Raw genomic sequence first — 25,515 nt, 5'->3', positions numbered from 1 at the left:
GACGATTTTTATATTTACCCTAGACTCAAAATTGTAACTAAACATGTATAAATCAATCAATTCTTCATAGGGGCGAATTCCATGAAAAAATTAGCAATCGCATCTGCAATCTTTTCCGTAGCCGCTTTAACTGGCACTGCACATGCTTACCAAGCCGAAGTTGGTGGTTCATATACATATAATGATCCAGATAATTTTGATGCAACTCATAGCTTTGGTGTAGATGGTACTTATTATTTCAAACCAGTACAAACTCGTAATTCACCACTTAATGAGGCTGCATTCTTAGATCGCGCAAGTAATGTAAAAGCCAATGTAAATTATGCCAAAAATGATGGTGTAAAAGACAGCCAATATGGTGCGGGTCTTGAATACTATGTACCTAACTCAGACTTCTATGTAAGTGGTCGTGTAGGTCGTGATGAACTTGAAGTTGATAACACCAACATCGACAATAAAGTAACGACTTATGGCGCTGAAGTCGGTTATTTACCAGCTCCTGGTTTATTACTTGCACTTGGTGTAACGGGTTATGATGTTAAAAATGGTGATGACGGCGCAGACCCAACTGTTCGTGCTAAATATGTAACCAAAGTAGGTCAATATGACGCTAACTTTGAAGCTTTTGGTGCATTCGGTGACTTGGATGAGTACAAAGTACGTGGTGACTTGTATTTAGATAAGACTTTAAGTGTAGGTGCTGACTACTACAACAATGATTTAACTGATCGTGATGAATGGGGTATTTCTGCGAAGAAATTCTTTAATCAAAACGTTAGCTTAGAAGGTCGTGTAGGTTTTGGTGATGACTACAACACTTACGGCGTTCGTGCTGGATACCGTTTCTAAGTTTAAATCTATTTAGCAATCGCTCTTTTGGAGCAACAAAAGCCAGTCAATTGACTGGCTTTTTTTATATGTGTATACATCATTAAGTAAATACGTTTTAATAAATTTGTAGTAAATGTCAGAATATTAAAATTCTTTTAAACACTTCTAAAAATTATCTTCATCAAACCGATCTTGATCTATCTTATAAATATTAAAGCTTCTTTCAACCTGAACACCTAAACCAAATTCAATCATTAAAGAAGTCAATTTATCTCCATCAATTAAAACAATTCCCGATTTCTTTGCAGATTCAACAGCCTCCTTACTAAAATTTGAGGTTGTAATAAACACCCCTTTTTTGGCGACTTGATCTGCTAAAGCGCCTTTAAATTGTTGAATATCTGGTCGTCCAACAGTGTTTTTCCAACGTTTGGCTTGAATATAAATTTTATCTAGACCTAAACGATCTTCACTAATAATTCCATCAATCCCGCCGTCACTTGTTTTACCAATGGCTTGGGCCGCATCTTGATGTGAGCCGCCATAGCCCATAGCAACCAGTAAATCGACAACTAATCTTTCAAAAAAATATGGATTTTTTGTCTGAATCAAATTCAATAAATCATCTTTTAAATTGGTAAGTAGTATTTCATTAATTCTTTGTAATGATTCCTCAGGTGTTTCAATATCATCATTTTCTTCAATACAAATAATCTTTTCTTTATTCTGCCTTATTTTTGTTGGAACCTTGAACTCACGAAAACTTTCATAACGCATTAAAAAATTATTATCTATTTTATCTAATATATTTAAATCTAATTTTTTCGCTTCTTCAGATAATTCACACATCCCCCAATCAGGCTGATTAACTAAGCCAGCTTTAACCAAATATGTTTTGGCCCATCCCACACGATCATAAAAAACTGTTCTTTTCCCACTCGGAATCATTTGATTTAATTCATCCGTAGTCAAATTTGATTGTTCTGCCAACAATTTACCAACTTGACTAATTTGGATCGCTTGCCCTTGCGTATTGAGGAGTTTCAATAGTGGTAGCATTAATTCCTGATGATTAGGCAAAGACATTCTATTTCTCTTAATATTTTTTGCTTTAAATAATTCAAGTATAAAAGAAAAAGAGCGCCTAAGCGCTCTTTTTAAAATAATGTATCGAATTCTACCGCGGGCACAGCTCTTGGCGTAAAATCATCAAAATACGTTGCATTTTGAAACCCTGCTGCCGCGGGCATAGCCCTTGGCGTAATTCAGGCAAGAAGCTTCGCTTCTTGAAATCCCTGAATTACTCCCATTCAATTGTTGCTGGTGGTTTAGAAGAAACGTCATACACCACACGAGAAACATCTTTAATTTCATTCATGATACGTGTCGAGATTTTATCAACCAACTCATATGGAAGATGAGCAAAACGAGCTGTCATAAAGTCAACAGTTTCCACGGCACGAAGTGCAATGACCCATGCATAACGACGGCCATCACCCACAACACCCACTGATTTTACCGGTTGGAATACTGCAAATGCTTGTGCAGTTTTGTCATACCAACCACTTGCACGAAGCTCTTGCATAAAGATGTCATCAGCAAGACGAAGAATATCAGCATATTCTTTTTTCACTTCACCCAAGATACGCACGCCCAAACCTGGACCTGGGAATGGATGACGATAAAGCATTTCATGTGGTAAACCTAAAGTTGTACCTAAACGACGTACTTCATCTTTAAATAGGTCACGAATTGGCTCAACCAATTCAAATGCTAAATCTTCTGGTAAACCACCCACATTATGGTGTGATTTAATCACATGCGCTTTACCATTTTTAGTTGCTGCAGACTCAATCACGTCAGGGTAAATCGTACCTTGCGCAAGGAAGTTTACGCCATCAAGCTTACGAGCTTCTTCAGCAAAAACTTCGATAAATTCACGACCAATGATTTTACGTTTTTTCTCAGGATCAACTTCGCCTGCAAGTGCAGATAAGAAACGTTCTTCTGCATCAGCACGAATCACACGGATCCCCATGTTTTTCGCAAACATGTCCATCACTTGCTCACCTTCGTTTAAACGAAGTAAGCCATTGTCTACAAATACACAAGTCAGTTGGTCACCGATTGCTTTATGCAACAATGCTGCAACTACAGATGAGTCAACACCACCTGAAAGACCTAAAAGAACTTTTTGATCACCAATTTGTTCACGTAATTGTTCAACACGTAAATCAATAATGTTTTCAGAATTCCAAAGATTACGGCAACCACAAATGCTATGAACGAAGTTAGACAGTAACTCTGCGCCTTTGGCAGTATGTGTCACTTCTGGGTGGAATTGCACCCCGTAGAAACGACGCGTTTCATCACTCACTGCAGCAAATGGGCAGCTTGGTGTGCTTGCAGTCACTTTAAAGCCTGCTGGAATCGCAGAAACTTTGTCACCGTGGCTCATCCAAACATTGAGTTTGTCATCACCATCATTTAAATCACCAAGCAATTGATCACGTACTAAAACGTCAACTGCTGCATAACCAAATTCATGTACAGTCCCTGGCTCTACTTTACCGCCAAGTTGTTCTGACATGGTTTGCAGACCATAACAGATCCCCAATACAGGTACACCCAAGTTGAACACAACTTCTGGCGCACGTGGACTACCTTCCTCATGCACACTTTCAGGACCACCAGACAAGATGATACCGTTCGGATTAAACGCGCGAATGTCTTCTTCAGACATATCAAAAGCATACATTTCAGAATATACACCAGCTTCACGTACACGGCGTGCAATAAGCTGGCTATATTGAGAACCGAAATCCAAGATAAGGATACGATCTTCAGTAATTTGAGTATTGGTAGTCATGAGTCAACAACTATGCAGGCAAACGAATATAAGCGCCATATTCTATCATTTTTATAAGCCATACGCACTCCATTCAATCAAGTTCCTTAGCTTTGTAAAAAATCATTTTAAATAATCAGCTTATAGGTTCATTTTGGCTTTAATGATGCTCATCAGTTCACTGGGGGTCATAGTTAAAACTGAATTGAATATTTTTAGATAGCATAAACCAATTGATCCATTTGAATAAGGCTAAATGAACACACAAAAAAGCCAGATACAGATCTGGCTTTTCAAAGCTTTATTTATCTTTAAATTATTTTTCTATTACATGATCAAGACTCAATTTCCCTGCACCATGCAACATCAAGAAAAACAAACCACCTGCCATTGCGAAGTTTTTCATAAAGTTAATTGCATCTGCTTCACCACCATGAAATAAGAATGCAGTAATCAAACTAAATACGCCCAAACCAAATGCTGCAAAGCGTGCCTGAAAACCAAATAGCAATGCCAGACCACCACCGAACTCAACCAGAATGGTTAAAGGTAACATGGCACCTGGTACACCCATTGATTCCATATAACCGACAGTTGCACTGTAAGCCGTGATTTTGCCCCAACCTGCAACAAGAAAGATATATGCCATAAGAATACGTGCAATCAATGCTATGCTCGCATTGGCGGTGGGTTGATTCACAATATTTTTAACAACAACATTTGGATTAAACATGGTGTGACCTAATTTGTATTTCGTTCTGAAGATGTATACATATTAATCACTAAACATTTCAAGTTAAATACTTAAAAACTAAACTCATCGTTGCAAATTAAGAACAATAATAAGTTTTAAAAAATTACTTTTTAATACTGACTTTCATAACTCACACTGCTAGGATTTGTGCACCAATTCGCATAGTTTCTGCCTTATGGATCTGATTGACTTTATTTTGCACGTAGACGAACACCTGTTTGAATTTATTAGAAATTATGGTATCTGGGTGTATGGAATTTTATTCCTGATTATTTTTGTTGAAACAGGTCTCGTGGTTATGCCATTCCTGCCTGGGGATAGCTTACTTTTTGCTGCCGGCGCTTTAGCTGCTTCGACGGGTGCAATGGATCCTGTGGTTTTAATCATTCTGCTATTTATTGCGGCAGTGCTCGGCGATACCCTCAATTATCATATCGGGAAATATGTCGGACCGCGTGTTTTTGAAATTGATTCTAAATTTATCAACAAACAACACTTGCTGAAAACATCACAGTTTTTTGAAAAACATGGTGGAAAAACTATTATCTTTGCCCGTTTTATCCCTTTTGCCCGCACTTTTGCACCATTTGTTGCGGGTGCAGGAAGCATGAATTATAAATATTTCTTAACCTATAATGCAGTCGGTGCAATTTGCTGGGTTGGCTCGTTTATTACCTTGGGTTATTTATTCGGGAATATGCCAATTGTGAAAGATAATTTCACCCATTTGGTTTTCGGTATCATTATTCTCAGCGTGTTACCTGGTGTGATTGGTTATATTCGTCATAAATTTTTTAATAAAAATAAAATGCCCAATAATCCATAAACAGCATATTTAAAGATGATAAAAAAGCCGATTTCTAAAATCGGCTTTTTTATGGGTAAAACCCGTTATTTTTTAACTTCCTGACGTTTAGGGACGTAAGGGCAGTTCTTAAATTGAGCCGCCTGAGACAAGGCATCTTGCTCACCATACAGTCGGGAAAGCTCAGTATTTTTGGTGTTTGAAGATTGTCCTAAGTTTACAGAAATACTTGGACCAATCCCCCAACCCCAGCCACCGCTGCCCCAACCACCACCAACACCTAATCCAACACCCACGCCTGTACGTTTCGCAGGTTGTACACCATTATTAATGTATTGTTGAATACGATTAAACTCTGTCGTCAATTGCAAACAGTTCATCGCCTGATACTGCGTAGGCGACACATAAGTGGGTTTAACCGTCGTCGTACAAGCAGATACGACAAGCGCCGTTAAGGCAACGACTGATAATTTAACAGAAGTCATTTTCAATGATTTCATCACGATCTCGAAATTATTTTTTATCAATCTCATTGAACAATGATTGATAGGCTTGAGTCAATTTATGATCTGTAGCCAAATGAATTAATGGCAGATTTTTATGATGCGATTCTTTCATTAATACAGAAGGTGGCAACATATTTTCTAAAACTGGCAGACCTTCATCTTTAAGCTGTTGTACCACTTCACGCGGTAATTTTGCCTGAGCTTGATATTGATTGACTACAATCCCTTCGATTTCAAGTCGATCATTATGATCATCTTGAGTTTCTATGACATTTTGAATAAGCGTCTGTAATGCACGTTTTGAAAATACATCACAATCAAACGGAATCAGAACACGATCCGCTGAGATCAGTGCCGATAAGGTAAAAAAGTTAAATGCTGGCGGTGTATCAATATAAATACGCTCATATTGACTGGTTAAGGTCTGAATCGCATCACGTAACTTATAAATTTTATGTTTTGATTCTAACGCATGTTCTAACTCGCCTAAGCTCGGGCTGGCGGGTAATACATCCAAATCTTTAAAAGGTGAACGATGAATATATTGCTCAAAACCTTTATTTTTTGTTTTTAAAAGGCTACCAATGGCATTGCCAATCAATCCTTTTTGTTGATGATTTCCAAGTACGTCATTAAAAAAGTTTTCAATATTCGGCTCTAATGCAGTTTTTTCAGCAGAATAGGTGGCGTCATCACCCAAAAGATATTGGCTAGAGTTTGCTTGAGGATCTAAATCAATCACCAATGTTTTAAAACCTTGATACGCACTAATCGCAGCAAGATTCACCGTAATACTTGATTTTCCTACACCGCCTTTTTGGTTAAATACCACACGAGTTAGCATACAAGTTCCCTAAGCTATCATTATTTTTAAACTTGTATCTAGTTTAACCTAGACGCTATACAAGTGTGAAATTCATGTCTAACAATCAACTAAAAACTGGTTTAAGCACCACCGAAACTAAAGTTGCAAGCAAAGCAATTCCGCCAATCACTAAACCTGCTCTGCGTTGTGTTAAAAGAACGGTATCATCCTTTTTATAGGCTTTTATTTGTGAGGAAAGGAAAACCATAAACAAAATAATTTTCGCATAGAACCAAGGCTGCACTTTAAACTCATTCATAATCAATAAAGTTAGCCCTGTAAATATAACCACCGTGAGGGAAAGATGTTGCAAGGCAACAAAAGCTACCCGCCCTTTAGGATTCGGTTGCTGGTTGTGTGTTCCAATAAATAATGTTGAAGCGCGTAAAACAAAAACCAGAATTAATAACCCAACACTGGTCATATGAATGATTTTAATCAGTAAATGTGTATCCATTTTAATTACTCTGCACTTTATACTTTAGGTGCATGAGCGCAGTCTGGACTTGCTGGGGCTTGACCTTGCCACTCACTTGGAAGATAAGCATGGATCGCTAAGGCATGAATTTTTCCAGGGCTGAGTAAGGCTTTGGCTTCTGCGTACACTTTTTGGTGGCGTTGTACCAAACGTAACCCTGCAAATTGTTCACTGACAATGATCACTTTAAAATGCGACTCTTTTCCAGGAAAATACCCGCCATGACCAGCAGACTCATTGATCACTTCTAAATGTGATGGCTCAAGTTGATTTAAACTTTCAATCAATTGTTGTTCTAAACTCATGCTGATTCCTTAGAGATCGATCAATGGGTGAATGACATAGTATAGCGGATTCTTTGAGCATCGCTGTGTGTTCAGCAAAGCTTTTGCTGTTCGATTTGATTTTTTTAAATTAAATTTTGAAGTTTTTTCATAAAAATGTCTTTATTTTATGCAATTAGTGTTTTCCTTTGCAGAAAAATCTTGACCCTACCATCTGTTGATGTATTATACACCGCATGCGGGAATAGCTCAGTTGGTAGAGCATAACCTTGCCAAGGTTGGGGTCGGGAGTTCGAGTCTCCTTTCCCGCTCAAATTTTTTTATTCAGTAAAAAATTGGACAGACTCCGCGGGAATAGCTCAGTTGGTAGAGCATAACCTTGCCAAGGTTGGGGTCGGGAGTTCGAGTCTCCTTTCCCGCTCCAAATTTAAAAAGCCCTGATCGAAAGATTGGGGCTTTTTTTTGCATTATTGGTTTATAAATCATCAACATATACTTACACACTTTATGCTGTATTCACTCAATTAGCATGTTGATCACAAAACTGTAAAAACACAAAAAAACCAATCCGAAGATTGGTTTTTAAAATAATCACCATGTGATGCAATTATCGTTCTCTTAACGCTTCTTTGGCTTTATTAAACGGTTTCAATAAGTATTCAATAATTGTTTTTTGACCGGTACGAATATCTACCGTTGCCACCATACCTGGTGTTATTGAGAAAGATTTCCGCGCCTTATTGGTCAGCTTATCTTTATCGGTCCGAATATAGACTCGATAGTAAAACTGATCTTGTTTAACTTCATCGCGGATGGTATCAGGAGAAATCACCGTTACTTTCCCTTCTAAGCCACCATAAATTGAATAATCATATGCCGTGATTTTTACCAATGCAGGTTGACCCGGATGAATAAAGGCAATATCTCGCGGCGAAATACGCGCTTCAATCAATAATTGCTCATCAATCGGTACAATGGTCATCAATTTACCATTTTGTGGAATAACCCCACCAATGGTTGTCACCGCAATTTCTTTTACCACACCACGTACAGGTGCTTTAAAAGTAGAGCGTTTCACCGAATCATTACGACCAGCAACAACTTGCTGTAATGATTGAATATCGGCATTGGCTCGTGCCAATTCTTCACGTGACTTTACATAATAGTCATTCCGCTTGTCGTTAATTTGATTTTCAAAATTATTGATATCTCGTTTTAAACGTAGGACTTCAACCTCAGAAGCAGCACCTTTCGCCACCAAAGGTTGTGTCATTTGCAATTCATTTTGAACCAAAGACAATGCGTGCTTTAAACCAGTAATCGACTCATCCAAATTTGCGCGACGCGAAGTATATAATGCACTTTCCTCTCTCACCAAAGCAGGAACGGCCAAAACCTGTTTTGGAAACTTGATCGCGGTACCATTCACCTCAGCCTCTAAACGTGCTGCCGTAGCCAGTGTCGCAAGTAATTTCATTTGGCTTTCACCGACTTGTGACTCGAATCGAGTAGGGTCTATTTGCGCAAGCGTCTGCCCCTTTTGGATAATATCGCCCTCTTTAACATCCAAGCTGGTCAACACACCACCATCTAAAGATTGAATCGTCTGTTCTTTGGATGAAGGAACAACTTTACCTGTCCCTGTAGAAACTTCTTCCAACTTGAATACACAGGCCCAAATCAAGAAAGCCAGCAGACCGAAGGCAACAATCCAAATAATAAATGTGGATTTGGGTAACGGTGGTTCTGAGAACTTTAACGCAGAGGGATTGGTTGGCCGATGTAAAATATTGGATGCATGATCAACTTGAGCAGATTCAGCCTCTTGAACTGTGATATTTTGGTCATTTTTTTCTTGGCTCATGTTGAAGTCCCTCCTGCATTTACTTGCTGTACAGGATTTAGAATGGCATCACGTGGCCCATCTTTGATAATCTTTCCTTCATGCACAACGATAATACGATCAACAAGTTGCAAAACAGCAGGACGATGCGTCGCCACCACTAAAGTCCGATGACCTAACCATTCTTTTAAATGCTGTATCAATACTTTTTCAGAAACATCATCAATCGAAGCAGTCGGTTCATCCAACAACACAATATTTGGATTTCGGAGCAATAACCGTGTGAGTAACAATGCTTGTTTCTGCCCTCCAGAGAATCCTACCCCTCCTTCAAGAATAAGATGATCCAGACCCTCCTTTTTTTGTTCCACGATTTCTAAAGCATTGGTGATTTGTAATGCACGAATAATTTCATCATTACTTGCCAATGGTGCACCCAAAGTTAAATTTTCACGGATGGTCCCAAAAAACAAATGTGCATTTTGATTCAGTAATGCCATATCACGGCGAATATCATCGGGATCAAGCAAAGATTGATCGACACCATCCAAACTGATCTTGCCTTGTACTGGCAATTGCATCCCTGAAAGTAATTGTAATAAGCTAGATTTCCCTGCACCATTACGTCCAAGAATTGCAACTTTTTCACCTGCATGGATTTTTAACTGCGGAATGACTAAAGTTGGGCGTGGATCATCTTCGGTATATTTAAATACCACACCTTTAAAATCGTAATCACCTGTGAGGACTTTACGCTGAATCAATTGTGCTCGATCAGGACGGTCTACTGGCTTTTGCATCAGCTCATCTAAACCATTTTTAGCCACTTTGGCTTGCTGCCAACGACCGAGTACACCTGTAACTTGTGAAATCGGTGCAAGCATACGTGAAGATAAAATCGAACATGCCACCAAAGCCCCCGTGGTCATATCGCCTTTCATCACCGCAAAACAACCCACTAAAACCACAATTGCATAAGTCAGTCCTTGAATTTTTTGTGTCCAAGCATTTAACCAACCCACAATTTTACGTTGCCGCATACTGACATCAGCAGACACTTCATTCATGTGATTCCATTGATTTTGAAATCTGGCTTCAGCACGTAATAACTTAATATCCTCAATACCTTGAACTGCTTCGACCAAAATTGCGTTACGAATCGCAGACTCACGCATCCCTTCAGTCGCTAACTGAGCCAACCTTTTCTGTACCAAGAATCCAGGAATAATCATCAATGGCACAACCAGTAACATCACCCAAAAGATGTTGCCCCCGATAATCCAAAAGATCGCTAAAAATAGGAAGAAAAACGGTAAGTCTGCAATTGCACTGATCGTTGTTGAAGTCACCAATTCGCGAACGCCTTCAAGTTCACGAATCTGTGAGATAAACGAACCTGTTGAACGGGCGCGATCTTTATTTCGGATACGTAATGCATGACCAAAGACGCGGTCTGAAATCTTGAGATCTGCGCGTTTACCAATAATGTCTGACAAATAAACCCGTGCAATGCGCAACACAAACTCAAAAACAGCTGCAATCAACACCCCTCCTGCGAGCACCCACAAGGTTGGAATAGACTGAGAAGGCACAACACGGTCATAGACTTGCATAGAGAAAATAATGGTCGCCAATGCCAGAATATTGGCAATCATTGAAGCAACCATGATGTCGGTATAACGTTTCCAATCTTTTAAAACGATGTCCCAGAACCAGCTTTTTTCATAAGGTTTAATATATTCATCGACACGAGCATCGGGAATCGATGTCTCTGGTCGAAAAATATAAACGCGACTGGCATTGGCTTGAAGTTCATGCAAATTAAAAGTTTGTGAAAGACCTTGATCACCACTTAACTGTAAGCTTGCATTGCCCTCATTGTCGACTTTCTCGATAACTGCAACTTGACCATTGTTAAATTCAACAACAACGGGCAATCGCCATGGATTCAGTACATCCGTGCTAAAGTCTGCTTTGCGAACATTCAAACCCACTTGACGGGTAATAATGGACAACATGTCGTCAATATTTGTGTATTTATTCCAATCCAGTTGCAGACGAATTTGTTCTTCAGCAGGTTGCATTCGATAATGCTGCGCAACCGTAATGATCGCTTGTAACCAGGGTTGATAATTTAATGTTTTAGTATTCATGGTTGAACTTCAAACCCCTGAATTTGAATGTTATTTAAATGATAAGAATTTCTACTTTTACCGGTTACCTTGATATACACCGCGATCGTGTCATAGATATCAAAGCGTGCCGCTTCCCTTTCTATTCTTGAACTTTGATAGGACTGTTCTGAACTTAATAAATCTAAGATCGAACGCTTGCCTAATTTATATTGTTCTTCATACAGCTCACGGGTTTTTGCTGTTGAGCGCTCCCGATCCAATAGAACCCAAATTTGCTTATCCGTGTTTTCAATACTTTCTCGTGCAATTTGTGTTTGATCCATAATGTCTAGGTAAGTTGCATTCAACTTTGCACGTGCAGCTTGTTCAGCAAAATTTGCAGCTTTGACTTGAGATCCCAGTGCACCACCTTGATAAAAATTACTGGACATCTGCACGCCAACAGAACCATCGGTATCATTTTCTAAACCAGTATTTGGATTTTGACCATTCAATGCTTTACTGACTGATCCCACCAATGAAATTGTCGGATAAGCACTCAATTGGGTTTGCTTCTTCTGACTCTGCGCAACATCAATTTCTGCTTTTGCTGCGATCATTGTGGGAATGGTATTCATTTCAGGATCATCATAAAGACCTGATTGTTTTACAAATTCATCAGGAATATTAAAATCCATTTGACTCACATCAAAACCCAATAATGTGCGTAATTTTTGTTCTTGTTGTTTTAAAAAATTTTGCTGAGTGATTAAATAGGAACGTGCGTATTCAACATAGCTTTGTGCTTGCACAGGATCGGCATTGCTACTGATTCCTGCGTCTGCTCTTAAGCGTGCAATCTCATGTAAACGACTGACCCCATTAAATTGATCTTGCGCTATTTTGATAATATTGCGATAGCGCAGTAAGGATAAAATATCTCGCGCTGTTTGGGTCGATATATCATCAATACTGATTAATACATTGGCTTGTTCAACTGCCAATTTATTTTGTTGCGTGGTGACACTGGATTTTACTTTACCAAAGTCATAAAGCAGTTGGTTGGCTTCAACTGAATACAACTGGCGACCTTTATCATTGGATGTAAAATCACCTGTATTCATACCCGCTTTTAACTGTGGGTAATATTGCGCTTTTGCCACATCAATATTGGCATTTTGTCCTGCCAGTGTTGAAATCGTTTGAGCAATATTGGGGTTTCTTTTTACTGCAATCTGAATCGCATCTTCAAGACTTAAAATTTTTGCTTGGCTTGAATACGCATGGGTTGTTTGTGTTTTCGCTTGTTCTAAATATAAATTATTAAGTGATGCCTTTTGTCCAGTATATGGCCTTACAACAGGGAGTTGATTCTGATTGTCTATATGTGCATCAGGTTGATATTTAAAATCGGTCAAATCCTTGAGCTGGACGGTTCTAAATGACTGATCATCCTTGGGTTTTATAAACCCGGTCACACCTTCTTTGATATTTTTTAAGTAGCTTGTTTCTTGTGTATAACCATTGTTCTGCAATAGAACCAATAAACTCACAGCACTCAAACTTTTTAACAATATAGTGGGCTTTTTTGCTATTAACATTCGCGAATGGCACCTAGAAAAGCTTTTAATTATCGGTATTGAATTATTTTGAATTATTTCCCTACCTCATTTCTATTCTACACATTATAAAACCTAATCAAATGCTTATTTTTACTTTTTAAAGTTAAATTTCTTTAATAAAATATTTTAAATTCAAATACTAACAATGAAAAAATGTGACTATTATCACATGAATTATAAAATTCCACATAGATCATCTCAAAAGCTGTAAATCCACAATGTGCAAATCATGACCGATGATCCAATACATTATTAAAAATAAGCTTGGTGTAATCGAAACGTATTCAATTTTATTCTTCAAACTAAATTTACATCTTCCAATATAATTTCTTATACATTTTAAGGTTAAAATGATGTTTCACTACCAGCCAACCTTCAACAATATAAAGATGAACATGAATAAACTGACTTGTTTCAAAGCCTATGATATTCGAGGCAAACTTGGCACAGAGCTAAATGAAGAAATCGCTTATAAAGTAGGCCGTGCTTATGGTCAAATCTATCAACCCAAAACTGTTGTCATTGGTTGTGATGTCCGTTTAACCAGCGAAGACTTAAAACAAGCAACGATTCGTGGTTTAAATGATGCTGGGGTAGATGTTCTTGATCTTGGCATGACTGGAACAGAAGAAGTTTACTTTGGTGCTTTTCATCTCGACGTTCAGGGTGGTATTGAAATCACAGCAAGCCATAATCCAATGGATTACAATGGCATGAAATTGGTTCGTGAAAATGCTCGACCAATCAGTGCAGATACAGGACTAAAAGATATCCAATCGTTGGCTGAATCTGAACAGTTCATTGAAGTTGAGAAAAAGGGTACAACTCAAAAATATAATATCCTCCCTGAATTTATTGAACACCTACTCACCTATATTGACCCGAGCAAAATCCGCCCGCTTAAACTGGTGATGAATGCGGGCAATGGCGCAGCAGGTCATGTTGTTGATGCAATCGAAGAAAATTTCAAAGCGCTCAATATCCCAGTAGAGTTTATTAAAATCCATAATCATCCAGATGGTACTTTCCCAAATGGTATTCCTAATCCAATCTTGGTGGAAAATCGAGATAGCACCCGCAATGCAGTTTTAATACACCATGCGGATATGGGAATTGCGTGGGATGGTGACTTTGACCGTTGTTTCTTATTTGACGAAAAAGGTCAATTTATTGAAGGCTATTATATAGTCGGATTATTAGCTCAAGCCTTCTTGTTAAAACAAGCCGGTGAAAAAATCGTACATGATCCTCGCTTAGTCTGGAATACACTGGATATCATTGAGCAGTATCAAGGGATTGCTGTTCAATCTAAATCTGGACATGCTTTTATTAAAGATGTGATGCGCGAACACAATGCAGCTTATGGCGGAGAGATGAGTGCACATCACTATTTCCGTGATTTTGCTTACTGTGACAGCGGGATGATTCCTTGGTTATTGGCGATTTTAGTGGTATCAGAAACTCAACAATCGTTATCCAGCCTGGTCGAAGGGATGATTGAACGTTTTCCGTGTAGTGGTGAAATCAACTTTAAAGTTGAAGATACTCAAAAAACTATTCAAAAAATCTTCGATCATTTTGCCGATTTAAACCCTGCAATTGATCAAACAGACGGCGTTAGCCTTGATTTTGGTGCATGGCGTTTAAATGTCCGTGCATCCAATACTGAGCCATTATTACGCTTAAATATTGAAAGCCGTGCAGATAAAAATCCAAAACCAATGCAAGACTATGTAGATGAGTTAACTCAGTTGATTCAGGGTTAGTTTTAAATGACGATAAAAATAGGCGCTCATGGCGCCTATTTTTTACAGTTAAATTTATGCTTGATAGCCTGTTGGATTTTGTTTTTGCCAATTCCAACTGTCTGCCAACATATCTTCTAAAGTATATTTTGGCGTCCAACCTAATTCTATATTAGCTCGCAATGCATTAGCATAAAAACTCGGCAAATCACCAGCTCGTCGGCTTACAAATTCTGAATTTATACTGATATTATTTATTTTTTCAAAAGTACTCTTAATTTGTAGTACTGAAATAGGCTGACCAGTCCCAATATTCCAAGCACGACACCCTTGGCTTTTTATTCTATTTTCAACAGCTAAAACATGTGCTTTTGCTAAATCGACAACATGAATAAAATCTCTTTCACATGTTCCATCTTGAGTTGGGTAATCATTTCCAAAAATAGAAAGCTTTTCTCTACGACCTACAGCGACTTGAGTCAAATAAGGCATAAGATTATTTGGAATACCTAATGGATCTTCGCCAATACGACCGCTCTTATGCGCACCAACAGGATTAAAATAACGCAATAGTGCAATCGACCAGTGCTTATCCGCAATTGATAGTTTTTCCAATAATTGCTCAACGATTAGCTTGGTATGACCATAATTATTATTCGGTAGACCTAGTTGCATATCCTCCTGATAAGGGGAAGAATTGCTTTCTCCGTAAACTGTTGCAGATGAACTAAAAACTAAATTAAAAACACCCGCTCTTTGCATCGCTTGTGCCAACTGAACTGATCCTGCAATATTATGATCAAAGTAAGTCAGTGGAATTTGTTGGCTTTCCCCCACTGCTTTTAAACCTGCAAAATGAATCACAGCATCGATTTTATTGTTTGAAAAAACTTGATCTAAATCAATTTGATAACGAATGTCACCTTGAACAAATTTTAGTGTTTTTCCAGTCAATTCTTGGACACGTTTTAATGATTCTTCTGAGCTATTTGATAGATTATCTAGAACAATAACCTTATGCCCAGCCTCAAGTAACTCCACACAGGTATGCGATCCGATATAACCTGCACCACCTGTTACTAAAATATTTGCCATAAATTTTTCCAGTATATCTACTCTTTACCCAGCAAGATCTTAATTAAACCTTGTGTTGAAGCATCCAGTTGAGACACGTCTTTTTCTTTACCATTGAGGATAGGGAGTAATTGATTGGCAATTTCTTTGCCTTTTTCCACCCCCCATTGATCAAATGGATTAATATTCCAAATAACCGATTGTACAAACACTTTATGTTCATACAATGCAATCAGCATCCCTAAACTATAAGGGCTTAGTTCTTGCAACAATAGCGTTGAGCTTGGTTGATTGCCTTCATATTGTTTATATACAGGTAAGCCTGATAATTCATTGGCATTTAATGCTGTGTTACCAAAAGCCAATAATCGCGACTGGGCCAAGCAATTGGATAAAGCCAAATGATGTTGTTCAATTAAAGATTCTGCACTTTCAGCATAAGTAAATTGATTCGAATTATAACGCTGTACTGGCGCAATAAAATCACAACTGACTGCATGGGTTCCTTGATGCAAGAGCTGATAAAAAGCATGTTGCGCATTTGGCCCCACTTCGCCCCAGACGATTGGACAGGTGTTTAAATCAACTTTTTGATTATTTCTTTGAATCGACTTTCCATTCGACTCCATCTCAAGTTGCTGTAAATAAGAAGCAAAATATTTTAGACGACCATCATAAGGCAATACCGCATGGGTCTGAATATTTAAAAAATTATTATTCCAGACTCCAAGTAACCCCATCAATACAGGAATATTTTGCTCAAATGAGGCTTTTTGGAAATGCTGATCAATCGCATAAGCGCCTGCAAGCAATTGTTTAAACCCATCAACACCGATCTGCAATGCAATCGGTAAACCAATACATGACCACAACGAGTAACGACCACCGACCCAATCCCAAAGTAAGAACTGGTTTTCTGGTGCGATTCCCCATTCTGTCATTTTCTCAGGTTTGGTTGAAACCCCAATAAAATGATGTTGGATCACACTGTTTTGCGTACCCAAATCTTTTTCTAACCACTGACGAACTGTTTGAGCATTAGATAAAGTATCAATGGTTCCAAAAGACTTGGACGAAATAATAAATAAGGTGGTTTCAGGGCGTAATTGATGTAGTAAATCAGAAAGCTGACTACCATCCATAGTTGAAACGAAATGTACTTTTAATGGTTTAGCAGTACTGACTTTATAGTCTGATAATGCATGACTCACCATCAATGGTCCCAAGTCAGAACCACCCACACCGATATTGACCACATCTTGAATCACTTCACCTGTAGAACCACGACATTGCCCTGCATGGACTTTATCGACAAGCTGATACATTCGATCTAATTGTTGATGCACCAATTCAGCCAGTTCAGGGTAATCTTGATCATGTTTCGGTAAGCGCAGTGCCCAATGCATTGCTGCTCGGTCTTCCGTATAATTGATCGATTCTTCGGTAAATAAACGTTTGATCCATTGTGTTAATTGTTTTGAATCTGCAAATTTAAACAAGGCATCACATGCATTTTGGTCAATGCGATGTTTACTATAATCAAAACTCAGTTGATTGAAATGTACTGAGAACTTGTCAAAACGCTGTAGATCTTGTTCAAATAAATCAGTTAAACGCAATTGCTGTTGTTCTGTAGCAAGATTTTGCAATCGTGCTAAATGCTGCTCTCTTTGGTCATTGTCTAATATAGAATTTGTCATACTCGCCCTACACCCTGATAAGCAAAACCTTGTGCTTTGACGAAATCTGGATCTAACATATTACGACCATCGAGAATCAAAGGATGGGCCATTTTCTGTAAAAGTTGTGAATAATCAGGACTCCAATATTGCTTCCAAGCCGTCAATAAACACAATGCATGTGCATTTTCTACTGCTTGGTATTGATCATGACATAAAATCAAATCAGCGCGTTCACCATAGAAATTGGCTACCCGCTCTAAAGCTTGTGGATCATGCAACTGAACAATCGCGCCTTGTGCCCAAAGTGCTTCAAGCATGGCATGAATCGGTGAATTCTCAATACTCGAGGTATTTTCTTTAAAAGAAGCACCCCAAATCGCCACAACTTTACCTGTTAACTGCCCTTGATAGTAATTCCAGAGTTTTCTAAATAAAATTTCTTTTTGTTGTTCATTGATATTCCAAACCTGATCCAGCAATTGGCTTTTGATCCCTGAACCTGCCACTGTACCGGTTAAGGTTAAAATATCATGGGAGAAATTTTCCCCACCAAAACCCACACCTGCAGATAAATATGATGCGCCAATTCGACTATCAGATGCTAATCCCTGTTTAACATTATGAATATCAATATTTAATTTTTCAGCGACTTGCGCCATATCATTCATATAACTGATGCGTGTTGCCAACATGCCTGAAATACTCAATTTGGTAAATTCAGCATCTAAAAATGGCATAAACAAATATTGATGTTTTAACTGAAAAAAAGGTCTTAATAATTCTTTGATAATCTGTTGTGTCGCAGGTTGATCTACACCAACAATCACCTGCTTTAGATCGATAAAACTTTGAATCGCATTGCCTTCTTGAATGGTGTCTGGCAAATATGCCCAATGATCAGCCACTAAAATTTGTTTTAGTTCTTCAGTACCTTGTAAACCGAATGTAGAACCATTGATCATCAGTCTTGGATGAATAATAGGAGAACGCTTTAATTCTTCAGCCAAGTGTTTGGCTTGATCAAATTCAGAAGGATTAAAACTAAATAAAAACACTTCACTTTGCAATTGAAGCTGTTTTAACCCAACCAATTGAATTGAATTGTTCTTAATCTGTTTTTGAATGAGTTGATTTAGATCTTCATCTTGATAGTGTACTGAGGATTGATCATCAGCGCCTACTTGGGGACACCAATACACGTGGTGCCCATATTCAGCAAACAAGCCAGCGAGTACGCCAGCTTGGAGTGTTGTGCCAAATACACAAATATTCATATCAGATCCAATTATTATAAATTCAATTCTTTAATAAGCTGTTTGAATTCTTCACCCAACTTAGGATGCTCCACAGCATAGTGTAATACTGCTTTTAAATAACCAATTTTACTACCACAGTCAAAGGTCTGACCTTTCATACGATAAGCTTCGACATTTTCTAATTTTTGCAAAGCAGCAATGGCATCCGTCAATTGGATTTCATTGCCCGCACCTTTGGGTGTCTGTTCTAATAATTGCATAATCTTAGCAGGCAGTACATAACGACCCACCACTGATAAATTTGAAGGTGCTGTACCTACAGAGGGTTTTTCGATAATCCCTTTCATCACAATACTTTCACCCTCAACAGGTGAAGATGCAACATCCACAATACCATACTGATCCACAAGATGATCAGGTACGGCCTCTACCATAATTTGCGATGCTTTCGATGTATTAAAACGATGAATCATTCGTGCTAAATCATTTTCTGTACTATTTTCTTTGACCAAAACATCTGGCAATAACACAGCGAAGTCATCATTTCCAATCACAGATTTCGCACATAAAACAGCATGCCCTAAACCCAATGGTTGAGGTTGACGGACACTCACTACACTGACATGTTTAGGTAAAATTTCAGTAATTTCTTTAAGTAGATCAAATTTTTTCTTATTTTCTAAGGTTGTTTCCAGTTCAAAATTACGATCAAAATAATTTTCTATGGATGCTTTTGAAGAATGTGTCACTAAAATGATTTGTTCAATTCCTGCAGCTACGGCTTCTTTAACAACATACTCAATTGCAGGACGGTCAACCACTGTGACCATTTCTTTAGGAATTGATTTACTTGCAGGTAGAAAGCGAGTACCTAACCCAGCAACAGGAAGAATGGCTTTTTTGATCATGATTTACTTTAACACTATTAATGATTGGTAGATTTGGTATCGGTAGGTTCTGAGCCTGAGAAACGACTTGCCCCAACAGCTTGATCGGGCGAGTCTATGCCTTCTTTTTTAAACATCACTTCAACTGTTTTAAACATAATTTTAAAATCGAGAAGCGTTGATTGCTTTTCAACATATTGTACATCTAAATCAAATTTTTCTTCCCAAGAAAGATTATTACGTCCGCTCACTTGGGCAAGACCAGTCATACCCGGTTTGACATTATGGCGACGCAATTGATGAGGTGTATAATGTTCCACAAATTCAGAAAGCTGGGGCCGTGGTCCAACGATACTCATATCGCCTTTAAGGACATTAATTAACTGTGGCATTTCATCTAAACTTGTTGAACGCAATTTTTTTCCAAAAGGCGTAATCCTTTGATCATCGGGTAATGGTTGCCCATCTTTATCAAATGCATCTTTCATAGAACGAAATTTAATCATTCTAAAATGTTTACAGTCTTTTCCTGGGCGCTCTTGATAAAAAAAGATAGGAGAACCTAGATTTTTACGTACCTTATAAGCGACTAAAAGAAAAATAGGCGACAAAATCAATAAAGCCGTCAATGATATAATTATATCTACCAATCGTTTCATTACTTAATTTACCACTCTATTTTTTAACTTTTTCCCGTAGAAAAGTATTGTAAAACTTTCCTAACAATGAGCTAGGCACCAATCTAAGCGCTGATCTTATTAGAAATAAGATATTAGCATGAATTGGATTTTGTAACTTAAGTTGTTTTTTTAAATTTAGTAATTGTTTTTCACTTTTTATATATTCTAAACCCTTACGACGTGCATGCATACCATTGCCCACACGTGCATAAAGCACTATATCAGGTAAATTTGCTACAACGTAATTCTTAGCAATAATACGTAACCAAAGATTATAGTCCTCCATAAATAAATGATGTTGATATCCGCCCAATTCTTTTATTACTGATTTCTTATACGCTACAGTCATATGATTAAACGGACAACGCTTTTGTGCAAATTTTCGAATTTCATCATTGGTTGTAGGCACAGATTTTAAAACTTGAGAATCATTTGGTTCCTTTTCAAATTCTAATATCTGACCTCCAAATAAAACTACATCTGGATTTTTTTCTATAAATGCGATCTGTTTTTCTACTCGGTCAGATGTACAAATATCATCGGTATCCATCCGGAAGACCCATTCATTTGAACAATTTTTTAAGCCTTCATTTAGAGCTTTGCCTAATCCAACATTTTTCGGTAGAGGAACTATTTTTAGGGCTATACCAATTTTAGATTGCCATTTTTTGACACAATTACTGAGCTCATCACCAATAGGACCATCTAATATCAAAACTATTTCATTTGGGCGAATTGTTTGATTCACCCAAATACTTTCAAGGCATTTATCTAAATGTTTAGATGTCTCTTTATAATATAAAGATAATAACATACTACACTTCATTTGTTAGACTCTTATATAACTCATAATAAGTAGCGGCCATGACTTCTGCTGTATAATTCAATTTATATCTTTTATAGACGTTTTCTTGAAAAAGCTCTTTAAAACTAGCTGCTCTATCTATAGCTTCAATCAATTTACCCACATTGTTTACTTCAAAAAAAGAGACTTCTTTATTTGAAAAAACATCTCGATTAGCTGGAATATTAGAGCATACTATTGCTTTTTTTAATGCAGCAGCCTCTAATAATGCTATAGAAATACTTTCAGAAAAGGAGGTTTGACTATAAATATCAAAATACTTTATATAGTCTATGGCATTAGTCTTTTTCCCTAAAAATAAACATCTATCACTTATCCCTAAATTTTCTGCTTCCTTTTTTAGAAAATTTAAGTAATCACCATCTCCAACCAATATAAAACAATAATTTTTTAAATAAGATAAAGCATTCAAAATTTGGATATGACCTTTTAACTTAATAACTCTCGTGCAAGTACCAATACAGATATAATTTTTTTTAAATTTCTTAATAGCTTCAAAATCTATGGATGATATCTCTTGAGGATAAATAGTTCTACCATTAGGTATGTTTTTAACATATACACGAGGAAGCAAATCTATATAGTACTTAGTTGCTACTTCACCAATTCCAACAACAGCATCTTTCGACATTAAGGAAAAAGACCAAATTTTTTCTATCAATTTAGCTCTGAAATATGAAAAATTTACTCGATATTCATCAAAAATAATATTATGCTGCGTTGATACTTTGACTTTATCACTATAGTTATGAAAACTAGTATAATAATCAGGTCTTATACCGTGTGAATGTATAATATCAAAGCCATCCAAGTTAACTTTATTAAAAAAACTTATTTTCTCCACCTCAACACTAAATCTTAAAGATTCAGTATTATCAGCCTCATCAAAATAAAATAACTTTATATAAATATTAGGATATAATTTTTTCAAATTATTAATAATATCATATACAACAATAATAGGTCCTAACTTTTTTAAAGATGGAACAATAAAGGCTAAGTTCATAATTTACCTCGCTTCAAAATTGAATCAAGACAATATAGAAAAATTATAATAATAGAAAAATCCAAAAAATAAAAAAGCCCTAAAACATCAAAAAAATACCTAAAATAAATTAAAAACAGTAAAAAAGTTAATGAAATATTTTTAGAAATCAAAACAATCAAAAAGACTAAAATAGACAATGAAATACCGTATAAGCCATAAAGTGAATGTAATTGAATAAATGAATTATGAGGGTTAGGACCAAATGCAACTATTGTTTCGCAACATTGGAAAAAATTCCTACCAAATATAATTTCAGATTCGCTAATACTTGAAATATACTCCCTTATCATTAAAGTTCGAGGTGTATCTAATCCATCTGCGAAATTCGTATATTCCATAGCATAATAATAAATTATTGATGACAATCCAGTCAAAAATATTGTAAATAAAATAGATATTTTAGCACCATAATTATTATATATTGCATACAACAATAACACCCCAGACACAGCGATACCAGTTCGACCAAACAATATAATACAAGATAAAAGCAAAAAAACAGTGGCAAATATACTAACTTTTTTATTTTCAATAAAACTTAATGCTGCATAAGCAATATAATAGACTATTAGAATTGCACTAACATAGTTTCGACTACTTTCTGCAAATATATGATTACCAAAATCTGGATGAAAATCACCTACCACTCCTTTAAGAAAGATAAAAAATACAAAAAAGCAAAAAATACACAATACTATTTTTCTGGCTTCATATTTCACAACAAGTATACTTATAGTAAAGTTCCACAATAATAAAACCAAACCTGAAAAAAGTTGAATAGAGAAATCCCATTTATTTAAAATAAGACTAAAAACTAAACCTAAAAAAATAAAACTAAAAACTAAAAAATATGTTAAATTTACTTTTATTTTATTAAAAATAAGAAATGCATTTAATATCGTGAAAGGAATGGTTGCATACAAAACAAAAGAACTATTCGAAAAATAAAAAGCTAAAGGAAGTAACATCTCAATAAAAATAATAATTTTGATCAGACTTTGTTCTTTTAAACTCATAATATTTCAATCCAATTATTTATAATTTTATCAAGAACATAATTATTGGCATTTTCCTTTGCATTTTTACACAAGAAAATATAGTCTTCTTTTGAAGTCTGAATAAGTTGATGCAAAGAAGCTGATAATTGTAGTACTGAGCCATTTTCAACCAGTAGACCATTTATATTACTAAAAACAATATCACTTGGACCACACTCACAATCAAATGCAACAATTGGCAAACCAAATGACTGCGCCTCAAGCAATACCATAGGTAAACCTTCAAAACGAGAGCTTAAACAAAAAATAGAGGCTTTTTTATAAAATTCTGAGATATTTTTTGTGGCTGACACAAATTCAACTCTATCAGAAATTTGCAAAAATTCTGCTTGCTCCTTTAATGTAGCTTCATCTTCACCGCTACCAATAATCCTCAACATCCAGTCTTTATTTTCTTTACAAATTAATGCCCAAGAGTTAAGTAGCAAATCAAATCCTTTTTGATAAGTTAAACGACCAACTGCCAAAACTACTTTAGACTCAAAACTTCCAACATGCTCTGTATTTTCAAATGATGCAGGATTTGGAATTGTTACTATTTTTGCATTTATATTGATTAAGTTATTACGCCATAATTCTTGATCTCTATAAGTAAGTGTTACAACATAATCACAATGTTTTGCTGCCCATTTTCTACCTAAATCTCTAAATTTCGTCCCCAAATTAGCATTAAAATTAAAATGCTCCCAACAGATATGCTTAACATTCACTCCCCAAAGTGCCACACTAGAAAAAATCGTCAAAATACTATCTACATCAATTAAAACGTCTATTTTATTTTTTTTTACAAATTTTCTTAAATTTAATAACACAAATAATGAATGCCTACGTAAGGAATATGGCTGTAAATTCAATGTGTAAAGGGTAACATTATGATGTATTGGAAATTTTAACTCACCATCACTGATTAAATTAAAAAAAACTACTTCATAGCCTTGACTAGCTAAGCCATTAGCAATTAAGGTAGAAACTCTCTCAGTTCCACCACTGTTATATATGCAGCTTGTAACGAAGCAAATTTTTTTCATACTATAATAGATGCTAATTCAGAGTTGTATGATTGTAGCATATTCTTTAATTTATTTGCAGTTGGACCATTCTTTATGATTTTTAATTATCATTTTTTTATAAAAAATTTTTTAAAAAAAAATACTTATCTCACTCATTTTCTATACAAAAATTACAATAAAAAAATTGAATTTCAAATTCAAGAAATGATAAATGAGCTTAGTTTACACGATACCATTTTCGACCAAACAACTCTAATCACTCTAAAGAGGGAAATTGATACAAATTCAAAATCTTTCTACTCTTCAAATATTAATAATACTAATGCTCGGTTATATGGAATATTTAATAGCTTATTCAAAATTCAGAATGATCCTCTTTACCTCTACCCGTCTGTTGAACATGGATTAATTTTCAGGAATACAAACTGGACTGATACTGCTGATACTGCGCGAGCATCATGCATTACTTTAAGCGATTTTAGACAACAAATTTTAAGAAACTATTATAATACCCCTATCTTTTGTGTCGGACCATACATCCATTATGCTGATCAATACTATACAAAAGAAAATTTTACTAAAATTAAAAAGAATTTAGGAAAAACCCTACTTGTATTTCCAACTCACGGTACAGATGATTTTCATGTGACCTATGAGCAACAGATCTTTCTAGATATGATTAAAAACTTCAAGAATGAATTTGATTCTATTTTAATTTGTGCTTTTTGGTGGAATATTAATGATCCGTTATTAAATATATTAAAGAAAATGGGCTGTCAAATAGTATCAGCAGGATTCCGAGAAGATCCTCTTTTCTTATCCCGACTCAAAACTATAATAGAGTTATCAGATCTTGCAATTGGTGATAGCATAGGAACACATATTGGTTACTGCATTCACTTAAATACTCCTTTCTTTTATTTTGATTCAAAATCATTAAAAAATCATATTAAAGATGATTTTATTTCCTATCATATGAATATATTAAAAAAGGCTTTTCTAAACTCAACAACAATCAATAAAGATCATTTAGATTTAATAGACTATTATTGGGGAATAAACCATATAAAGTCAAAAAAAGATCTTGAAGACATTCAAATATTAAATAAGATTATTACAAGAAATTGTTATGGAAGAACCAGTCTATACTCAAAATACTCTCAATCCCTATTAAAAAAACCAAAAACAATTTCAGAGAATCAATTTAAATTACTATACAACTCTTTAAAATAAATATTTTTCATTTATTATATTACTTAA

The 25,515-nt window shown here is 36.0% G+C and carries 23 protein-coding genes and 2 tRNA genes; 6 read left to right on the top strand and 19 right to left on the bottom strand.

The window, feature by feature from the left end:
• Positions 1 to 81 precede the first annotated feature (81 nt).
• Positions 82 to 849 carry a putative porin gene (locus tag ASC84_RS21690; RefSeq protein ID WP_004723476.1) on the top strand — a complete coding sequence of 256 codons (768 nt, stop codon included), beginning with the start codon at positions 82 to 84 and terminating at the stop codon, positions 847 to 849.
• A gap of 147 nt (positions 850 to 996) precedes the next feature.
• Here the strand turns inward: ASC84_RS21690 and ASC84_RS21685 are convergent, their stop codons facing one another.
• From ASC84_RS21685 to ASC84_RS21675, 3 genes are all read right to left on the bottom strand, one after another.
• Positions 997 to 1,917, bottom strand: a complete 921-nt coding sequence (locus tag ASC84_RS21685) for a restriction endonuclease (protein ID WP_056518304.1) — start codon at positions 1,915 to 1,917, stop codon at positions 997 to 999.
• A 214-nt stretch (positions 1,918 to 2,131) separates the two neighbouring features.
• Positions 2,132 to 3,700: a glutamine-hydrolyzing GMP synthase gene (guaA, locus tag ASC84_RS21680; RefSeq protein WP_004823655.1), complete on the bottom strand. Its 1,569-nt coding sequence runs from the start codon at positions 3,698 to 3,700 to the stop codon at positions 2,132 to 2,134.
• 295 nt (positions 3,701 to 3,995) lie between these two features.
• Positions 3,996 to 4,412, bottom strand: a complete 417-nt coding sequence (locus ASC84_RS21675) for a DoxX family protein (RefSeq protein ID WP_056518302.1) — start codon at positions 4,410 to 4,412, stop codon at positions 3,996 to 3,998.
• A gap of 196 nt (positions 4,413 to 4,608) precedes the next feature.
• Between ASC84_RS21675 and ASC84_RS21670 the strand changes: the two genes are divergently transcribed.
• A complete protein-coding gene (locus tag ASC84_RS21670) occupies positions 4,609 to 5,259 on the top strand; it encodes a DedA family protein (RefSeq protein ID WP_056518300.1) in 651 nt (216 codons plus the stop codon).
• Positions 5,260 to 5,324: 65 nt separating this feature from the next.
• Here ASC84_RS21670 and ASC84_RS21665 read toward each other — a convergent pair whose 3' ends face one another.
• From ASC84_RS21665 to ASC84_RS21650, 4 genes are all read right to left on the bottom strand, one after another.
• On the bottom strand, positions 5,325 to 5,738 hold the full coding sequence (locus ASC84_RS21665; RefSeq protein ID WP_004823650.1) for a hypothetical protein: 414 nt from the start codon (positions 5,736 to 5,738) through the stop codon (positions 5,325 to 5,327).
• 13 nt (positions 5,739 to 5,751) lie between these two features.
• Positions 5,752 to 6,588 carry a ParA family protein gene (locus ASC84_RS21660; protein WP_004723483.1) on the bottom strand — a complete coding sequence of 279 codons (837 nt, stop codon included), beginning with the start codon at positions 6,586 to 6,588 and terminating at the stop codon, positions 5,752 to 5,754.
• A gap of 85 nt (positions 6,589 to 6,673) precedes the next feature.
• Positions 6,674 to 7,066, bottom strand: a complete 393-nt coding sequence (locus ASC84_RS21655) for a SirB2 family protein (RefSeq protein WP_056518298.1) — start codon at positions 7,064 to 7,066, stop codon at positions 6,674 to 6,676.
• 17 nt (positions 7,067 to 7,083) lie between these two features.
• Entirely contained in the window at positions 7,084 to 7,392 is a 309-nt protein-coding gene (locus ASC84_RS21650) for a BolA family transcriptional regulator (protein ID WP_004723487.1), read from the bottom strand.
• Positions 7,393 to 7,609: 217 nt separating this feature from the next.
• On the opposite strand from ASC84_RS21650, the gene ASC84_RS21645 reads away from it, so the two are divergent.
• A tRNA-Gly gene (locus ASC84_RS21645) sits at positions 7,610 to 7,682 on the top strand.
• Between the two features lie 37 nt (positions 7,683 to 7,719).
• Positions 7,720 to 7,795 (top strand) — tRNA-Gly (locus ASC84_RS21640).
• Positions 7,796 to 7,978: 183 nt separating this feature from the next.
• On the opposite strand, the gene ASC84_RS21635 is transcribed toward ASC84_RS21640, so the two are convergent.
• Genes ASC84_RS21635 through ASC84_RS21625 form a run of 3 tightly spaced genes read right to left on the bottom strand, consistent with a single transcriptional unit; the run spans position 7,979 to position 12,929 of the window.
• Entirely contained in the window at positions 7,979 to 9,235 is a 1,257-nt protein-coding gene (locus ASC84_RS21635) for an HlyD family type I secretion periplasmic adaptor subunit (RefSeq protein WP_081409421.1), read from the bottom strand.
• Positions 9,232 to 11,367: a type I secretion system permease/ATPase gene (locus ASC84_RS21630; RefSeq protein WP_056518296.1), complete on the bottom strand. Its 2,136-nt coding sequence runs from the start codon at positions 11,365 to 11,367 to the stop codon at positions 9,232 to 9,234. The genes ASC84_RS21635 and ASC84_RS21630 overlap by 4 nt, the downstream gene beginning before the upstream one ends.
• Complete coding sequence (locus ASC84_RS21625; protein ID WP_056518294.1) at positions 11,364 to 12,929, bottom strand: TolC family protein; 1,566 nt, start codon at positions 12,927 to 12,929, stop codon at positions 11,364 to 11,366. The genes ASC84_RS21630 and ASC84_RS21625 overlap by 4 nt, the downstream gene beginning before the upstream one ends.
• 416 nt (positions 12,930 to 13,345) lie before the next feature.
• Between ASC84_RS21625 and ASC84_RS21620 the strand changes: the two genes are divergently transcribed.
• Positions 13,346 to 14,716: a phosphomannomutase/phosphoglucomutase gene (locus ASC84_RS21620; RefSeq protein ID WP_056518389.1), complete on the top strand. Its 1,371-nt coding sequence runs from the start codon at positions 13,346 to 13,348 to the stop codon at positions 14,714 to 14,716.
• Positions 14,717 to 14,770: 54 nt separating this feature from the next.
• Here the strand turns inward: ASC84_RS21620 and galE are convergent, their stop codons facing one another.
• Genes galE through ASC84_RS21575 form a run of 9 tightly spaced genes read right to left on the bottom strand, consistent with a single transcriptional unit; the run spans position 14,771 to position 24,273 of the window.
• The gene (gene galE, locus ASC84_RS21615) at positions 14,771 to 15,790 is read right to left on the bottom strand and encodes a UDP-glucose 4-epimerase GalE (RefSeq protein ID WP_056518293.1); all 1,020 of its coding nucleotides are present in this window, start codon (positions 15,788 to 15,790) and stop codon (positions 14,771 to 14,773) included.
• A 17-nt stretch (positions 15,791 to 15,807) separates the two neighbouring features.
• Positions 15,808 to 17,469, bottom strand: coding sequence for a glucose-6-phosphate isomerase (pgi, locus tag ASC84_RS21610; RefSeq protein ID WP_056518291.1), 1,662 nt, complete (start codon positions 17,467 to 17,469; stop codon positions 15,808 to 15,810).
• Positions 17,466 to 18,725 carry a nucleotide sugar dehydrogenase gene (locus ASC84_RS21605; RefSeq protein WP_056518290.1) on the bottom strand — a complete coding sequence of 420 codons (1,260 nt, stop codon included), beginning with the start codon at positions 18,723 to 18,725 and terminating at the stop codon, positions 17,466 to 17,468. The genes pgi and ASC84_RS21605 overlap by 4 nt, the downstream gene beginning before the upstream one ends.
• A gap of 14 nt (positions 18,726 to 18,739) precedes the next feature.
• Entirely contained in the window at positions 18,740 to 19,615 is an 876-nt protein-coding gene (gene galU / locus ASC84_RS21600) for a UTP--glucose-1-phosphate uridylyltransferase GalU (RefSeq protein ID WP_056518288.1), read from the bottom strand.
• A gap of 17 nt (positions 19,616 to 19,632) precedes the next feature.
• Entirely contained in the window at positions 19,633 to 20,253 is a 621-nt protein-coding gene (locus ASC84_RS21595) for a sugar transferase (RefSeq protein ID WP_056518286.1), read from the bottom strand.
• 16 nt (positions 20,254 to 20,269) lie between these two features.
• Positions 20,270 to 21,100 carry a glycosyltransferase gene (locus ASC84_RS21590; protein WP_056518285.1) on the bottom strand — a complete coding sequence of 277 codons (831 nt, stop codon included), beginning with the start codon at positions 21,098 to 21,100 and terminating at the stop codon, positions 20,270 to 20,272.
• The gene (locus ASC84_RS21585; RefSeq protein WP_081409420.1) at positions 21,090 to 22,145 is read right to left on the bottom strand and encodes a glycosyltransferase family 4 protein; all 1,056 of its coding nucleotides are present in this window, start codon (positions 22,143 to 22,145) and stop codon (positions 21,090 to 21,092) included. Before ASC84_RS21585 ends, ASC84_RS21590 begins: the two co-directional genes overlap by 11 nt.
• Entirely contained in the window at positions 22,142 to 23,203 is a 1,062-nt protein-coding gene (locus ASC84_RS21580; RefSeq protein ID WP_056518283.1) for a hypothetical protein, read from the bottom strand. Before ASC84_RS21580 ends, ASC84_RS21585 begins: the two co-directional genes overlap by 4 nt.
• Entirely contained in the window at positions 23,200 to 24,273 is a 1,074-nt protein-coding gene (locus tag ASC84_RS21575; RefSeq protein WP_056518282.1) for a glycosyltransferase family 4 protein, read from the bottom strand. Before ASC84_RS21575 ends, ASC84_RS21580 begins: the two co-directional genes overlap by 4 nt.
• A 75-nt stretch (positions 24,274 to 24,348) precedes the next feature.
• On the opposite strand from ASC84_RS21575, the gene ASC84_RS21570 reads away from it, so the two are divergent.
• Positions 24,349 to 25,488, top strand: coding sequence for a hypothetical protein (locus ASC84_RS21570; protein WP_056518280.1), 1,140 nt, complete (start codon positions 24,349 to 24,351; stop codon positions 25,486 to 25,488).
• The last annotated feature ends 27 nt before the right edge of the window (positions 25,489 to 25,515 follow it).

The organism is Acinetobacter sp. Root1280 (assembly GCF_001425285.1).
Taxonomy (GTDB): Bacteria; Pseudomonadota; Gammaproteobacteria; order Pseudomonadales; family Moraxellaceae; genus Acinetobacter; species Acinetobacter guillouiae.
Note: the sequence above shows the minus strand (reverse complement) of the source record. Positions and strands in the feature narration are given on the sequence as shown.

Coding starts and splice junctions, on each gene's coding strand:
- ASC84_RS21590 (WP_056518285.1), bottom strand. CDS start 21,100: ATGAAGTGTAGTATGTTATTATCTTTATATTATAAAGAGACATCTAAA.
- ASC84_RS21670 (WP_056518300.1), top strand. CDS start 4,609: ATGGATCTGATTGACTTTATTTTGCACGTAGACGAACACCTGTTTGAA.
- pgi (WP_056518291.1), bottom strand. CDS start 17,469: ATGACAAATTCTATATTAGACAATGACCAAAGAGAGCAGCATTTAGCA.
- ASC84_RS21655 (WP_056518298.1), bottom strand. CDS start 7,066: ATGGATACACATTTACTGATTAAAATCATTCATATGACCAGTGTTGGG.
- ASC84_RS21580 (WP_056518283.1), bottom strand. CDS start 23,203: ATGAGTTTAAAAGAACAAAGTCTGATCAAAATTATTATTTTTATTGAG.
- ASC84_RS21685 (WP_056518304.1), bottom strand. CDS start 1,917: ATGTCTTTGCCTAATCATCAGGAATTAATGCTACCACTATTGAAACTC.
- galU (WP_056518288.1), bottom strand. CDS start 19,615: ATGATCAAAAAAGCCATTCTTCCTGTTGCTGGGTTAGGTACTCGCTTT.
- ASC84_RS21675 (WP_056518302.1), bottom strand. CDS start 4,412: ATGTTTAATCCAAATGTTGTTGTTAAAAATATTGTGAATCAACCCACC.
- ASC84_RS21585 (WP_081409420.1), bottom strand. CDS start 22,145: ATGAACTTAGCCTTTATTGTTCCATCTTTAAAAAAGTTAGGACCTATT.
- ASC84_RS21620 (WP_056518389.1), top strand. CDS start 13,346: ATGAATAAACTGACTTGTTTCAAAGCCTATGATATTCGAGGCAAACTT.
- ASC84_RS21605 (WP_056518290.1), bottom strand. CDS start 18,725: ATGAATATTTGTGTATTTGGCACAACACTCCAAGCTGGCGTACTCGCT.
- ASC84_RS21630 (WP_056518296.1), bottom strand. CDS start 11,367: ATGAATACTAAAACATTAAATTATCAACCCTGGTTACAAGCGATCATT.
- ASC84_RS21650 (WP_004723487.1), bottom strand. CDS start 7,392: ATGAGTTTAGAACAACAATTGATTGAAAGTTTAAATCAACTTGAGCCA.
- ASC84_RS21690 (WP_004723476.1), top strand. CDS start 82: ATGAAAAAATTAGCAATCGCATCTGCAATCTTTTCCGTAGCCGCTTTA.
- ASC84_RS21635 (WP_081409421.1), bottom strand. CDS start 9,235: ATGAGCCAAGAAAAAAATGACCAAAATATCACAGTTCAAGAGGCTGAA.
- ASC84_RS21660 (WP_004723483.1), bottom strand. CDS start 6,588: ATGCTAACTCGTGTGGTATTTAACCAAAAAGGCGGTGTAGGAAAATCA.
- guaA (WP_004823655.1), bottom strand. CDS start 3,700: ATGACTACCAATACTCAAATTACTGAAGATCGTATCCTTATCTTGGAT.
- ASC84_RS21665 (WP_004823650.1), bottom strand. CDS start 5,738: ATGAAATCATTGAAAATGACTTCTGTTAAATTATCAGTCGTTGCCTTA.
- ASC84_RS21595 (WP_056518286.1), bottom strand. CDS start 20,253: ATGAAACGATTGGTAGATATAATTATATCATTGACGGCTTTATTGATT.
- ASC84_RS21625 (WP_056518294.1), bottom strand. CDS start 12,929: ATGTTAATAGCAAAAAAGCCCACTATATTGTTAAAAAGTTTGAGTGCT.
- ASC84_RS21575 (WP_056518282.1), bottom strand. CDS start 24,273: ATGAAAAAAATTTGCTTCGTTACAAGCTGCATATATAACAGTGGTGGA.
- ASC84_RS21570 (WP_056518280.1), top strand. CDS start 24,349: ATGATTTTTAATTATCATTTTTTTATAAAAAATTTTTTAAAAAAAAAT.
- galE (WP_056518293.1), bottom strand. CDS start 15,790: ATGGCAAATATTTTAGTAACAGGTGGTGCAGGTTATATCGGATCGCAT.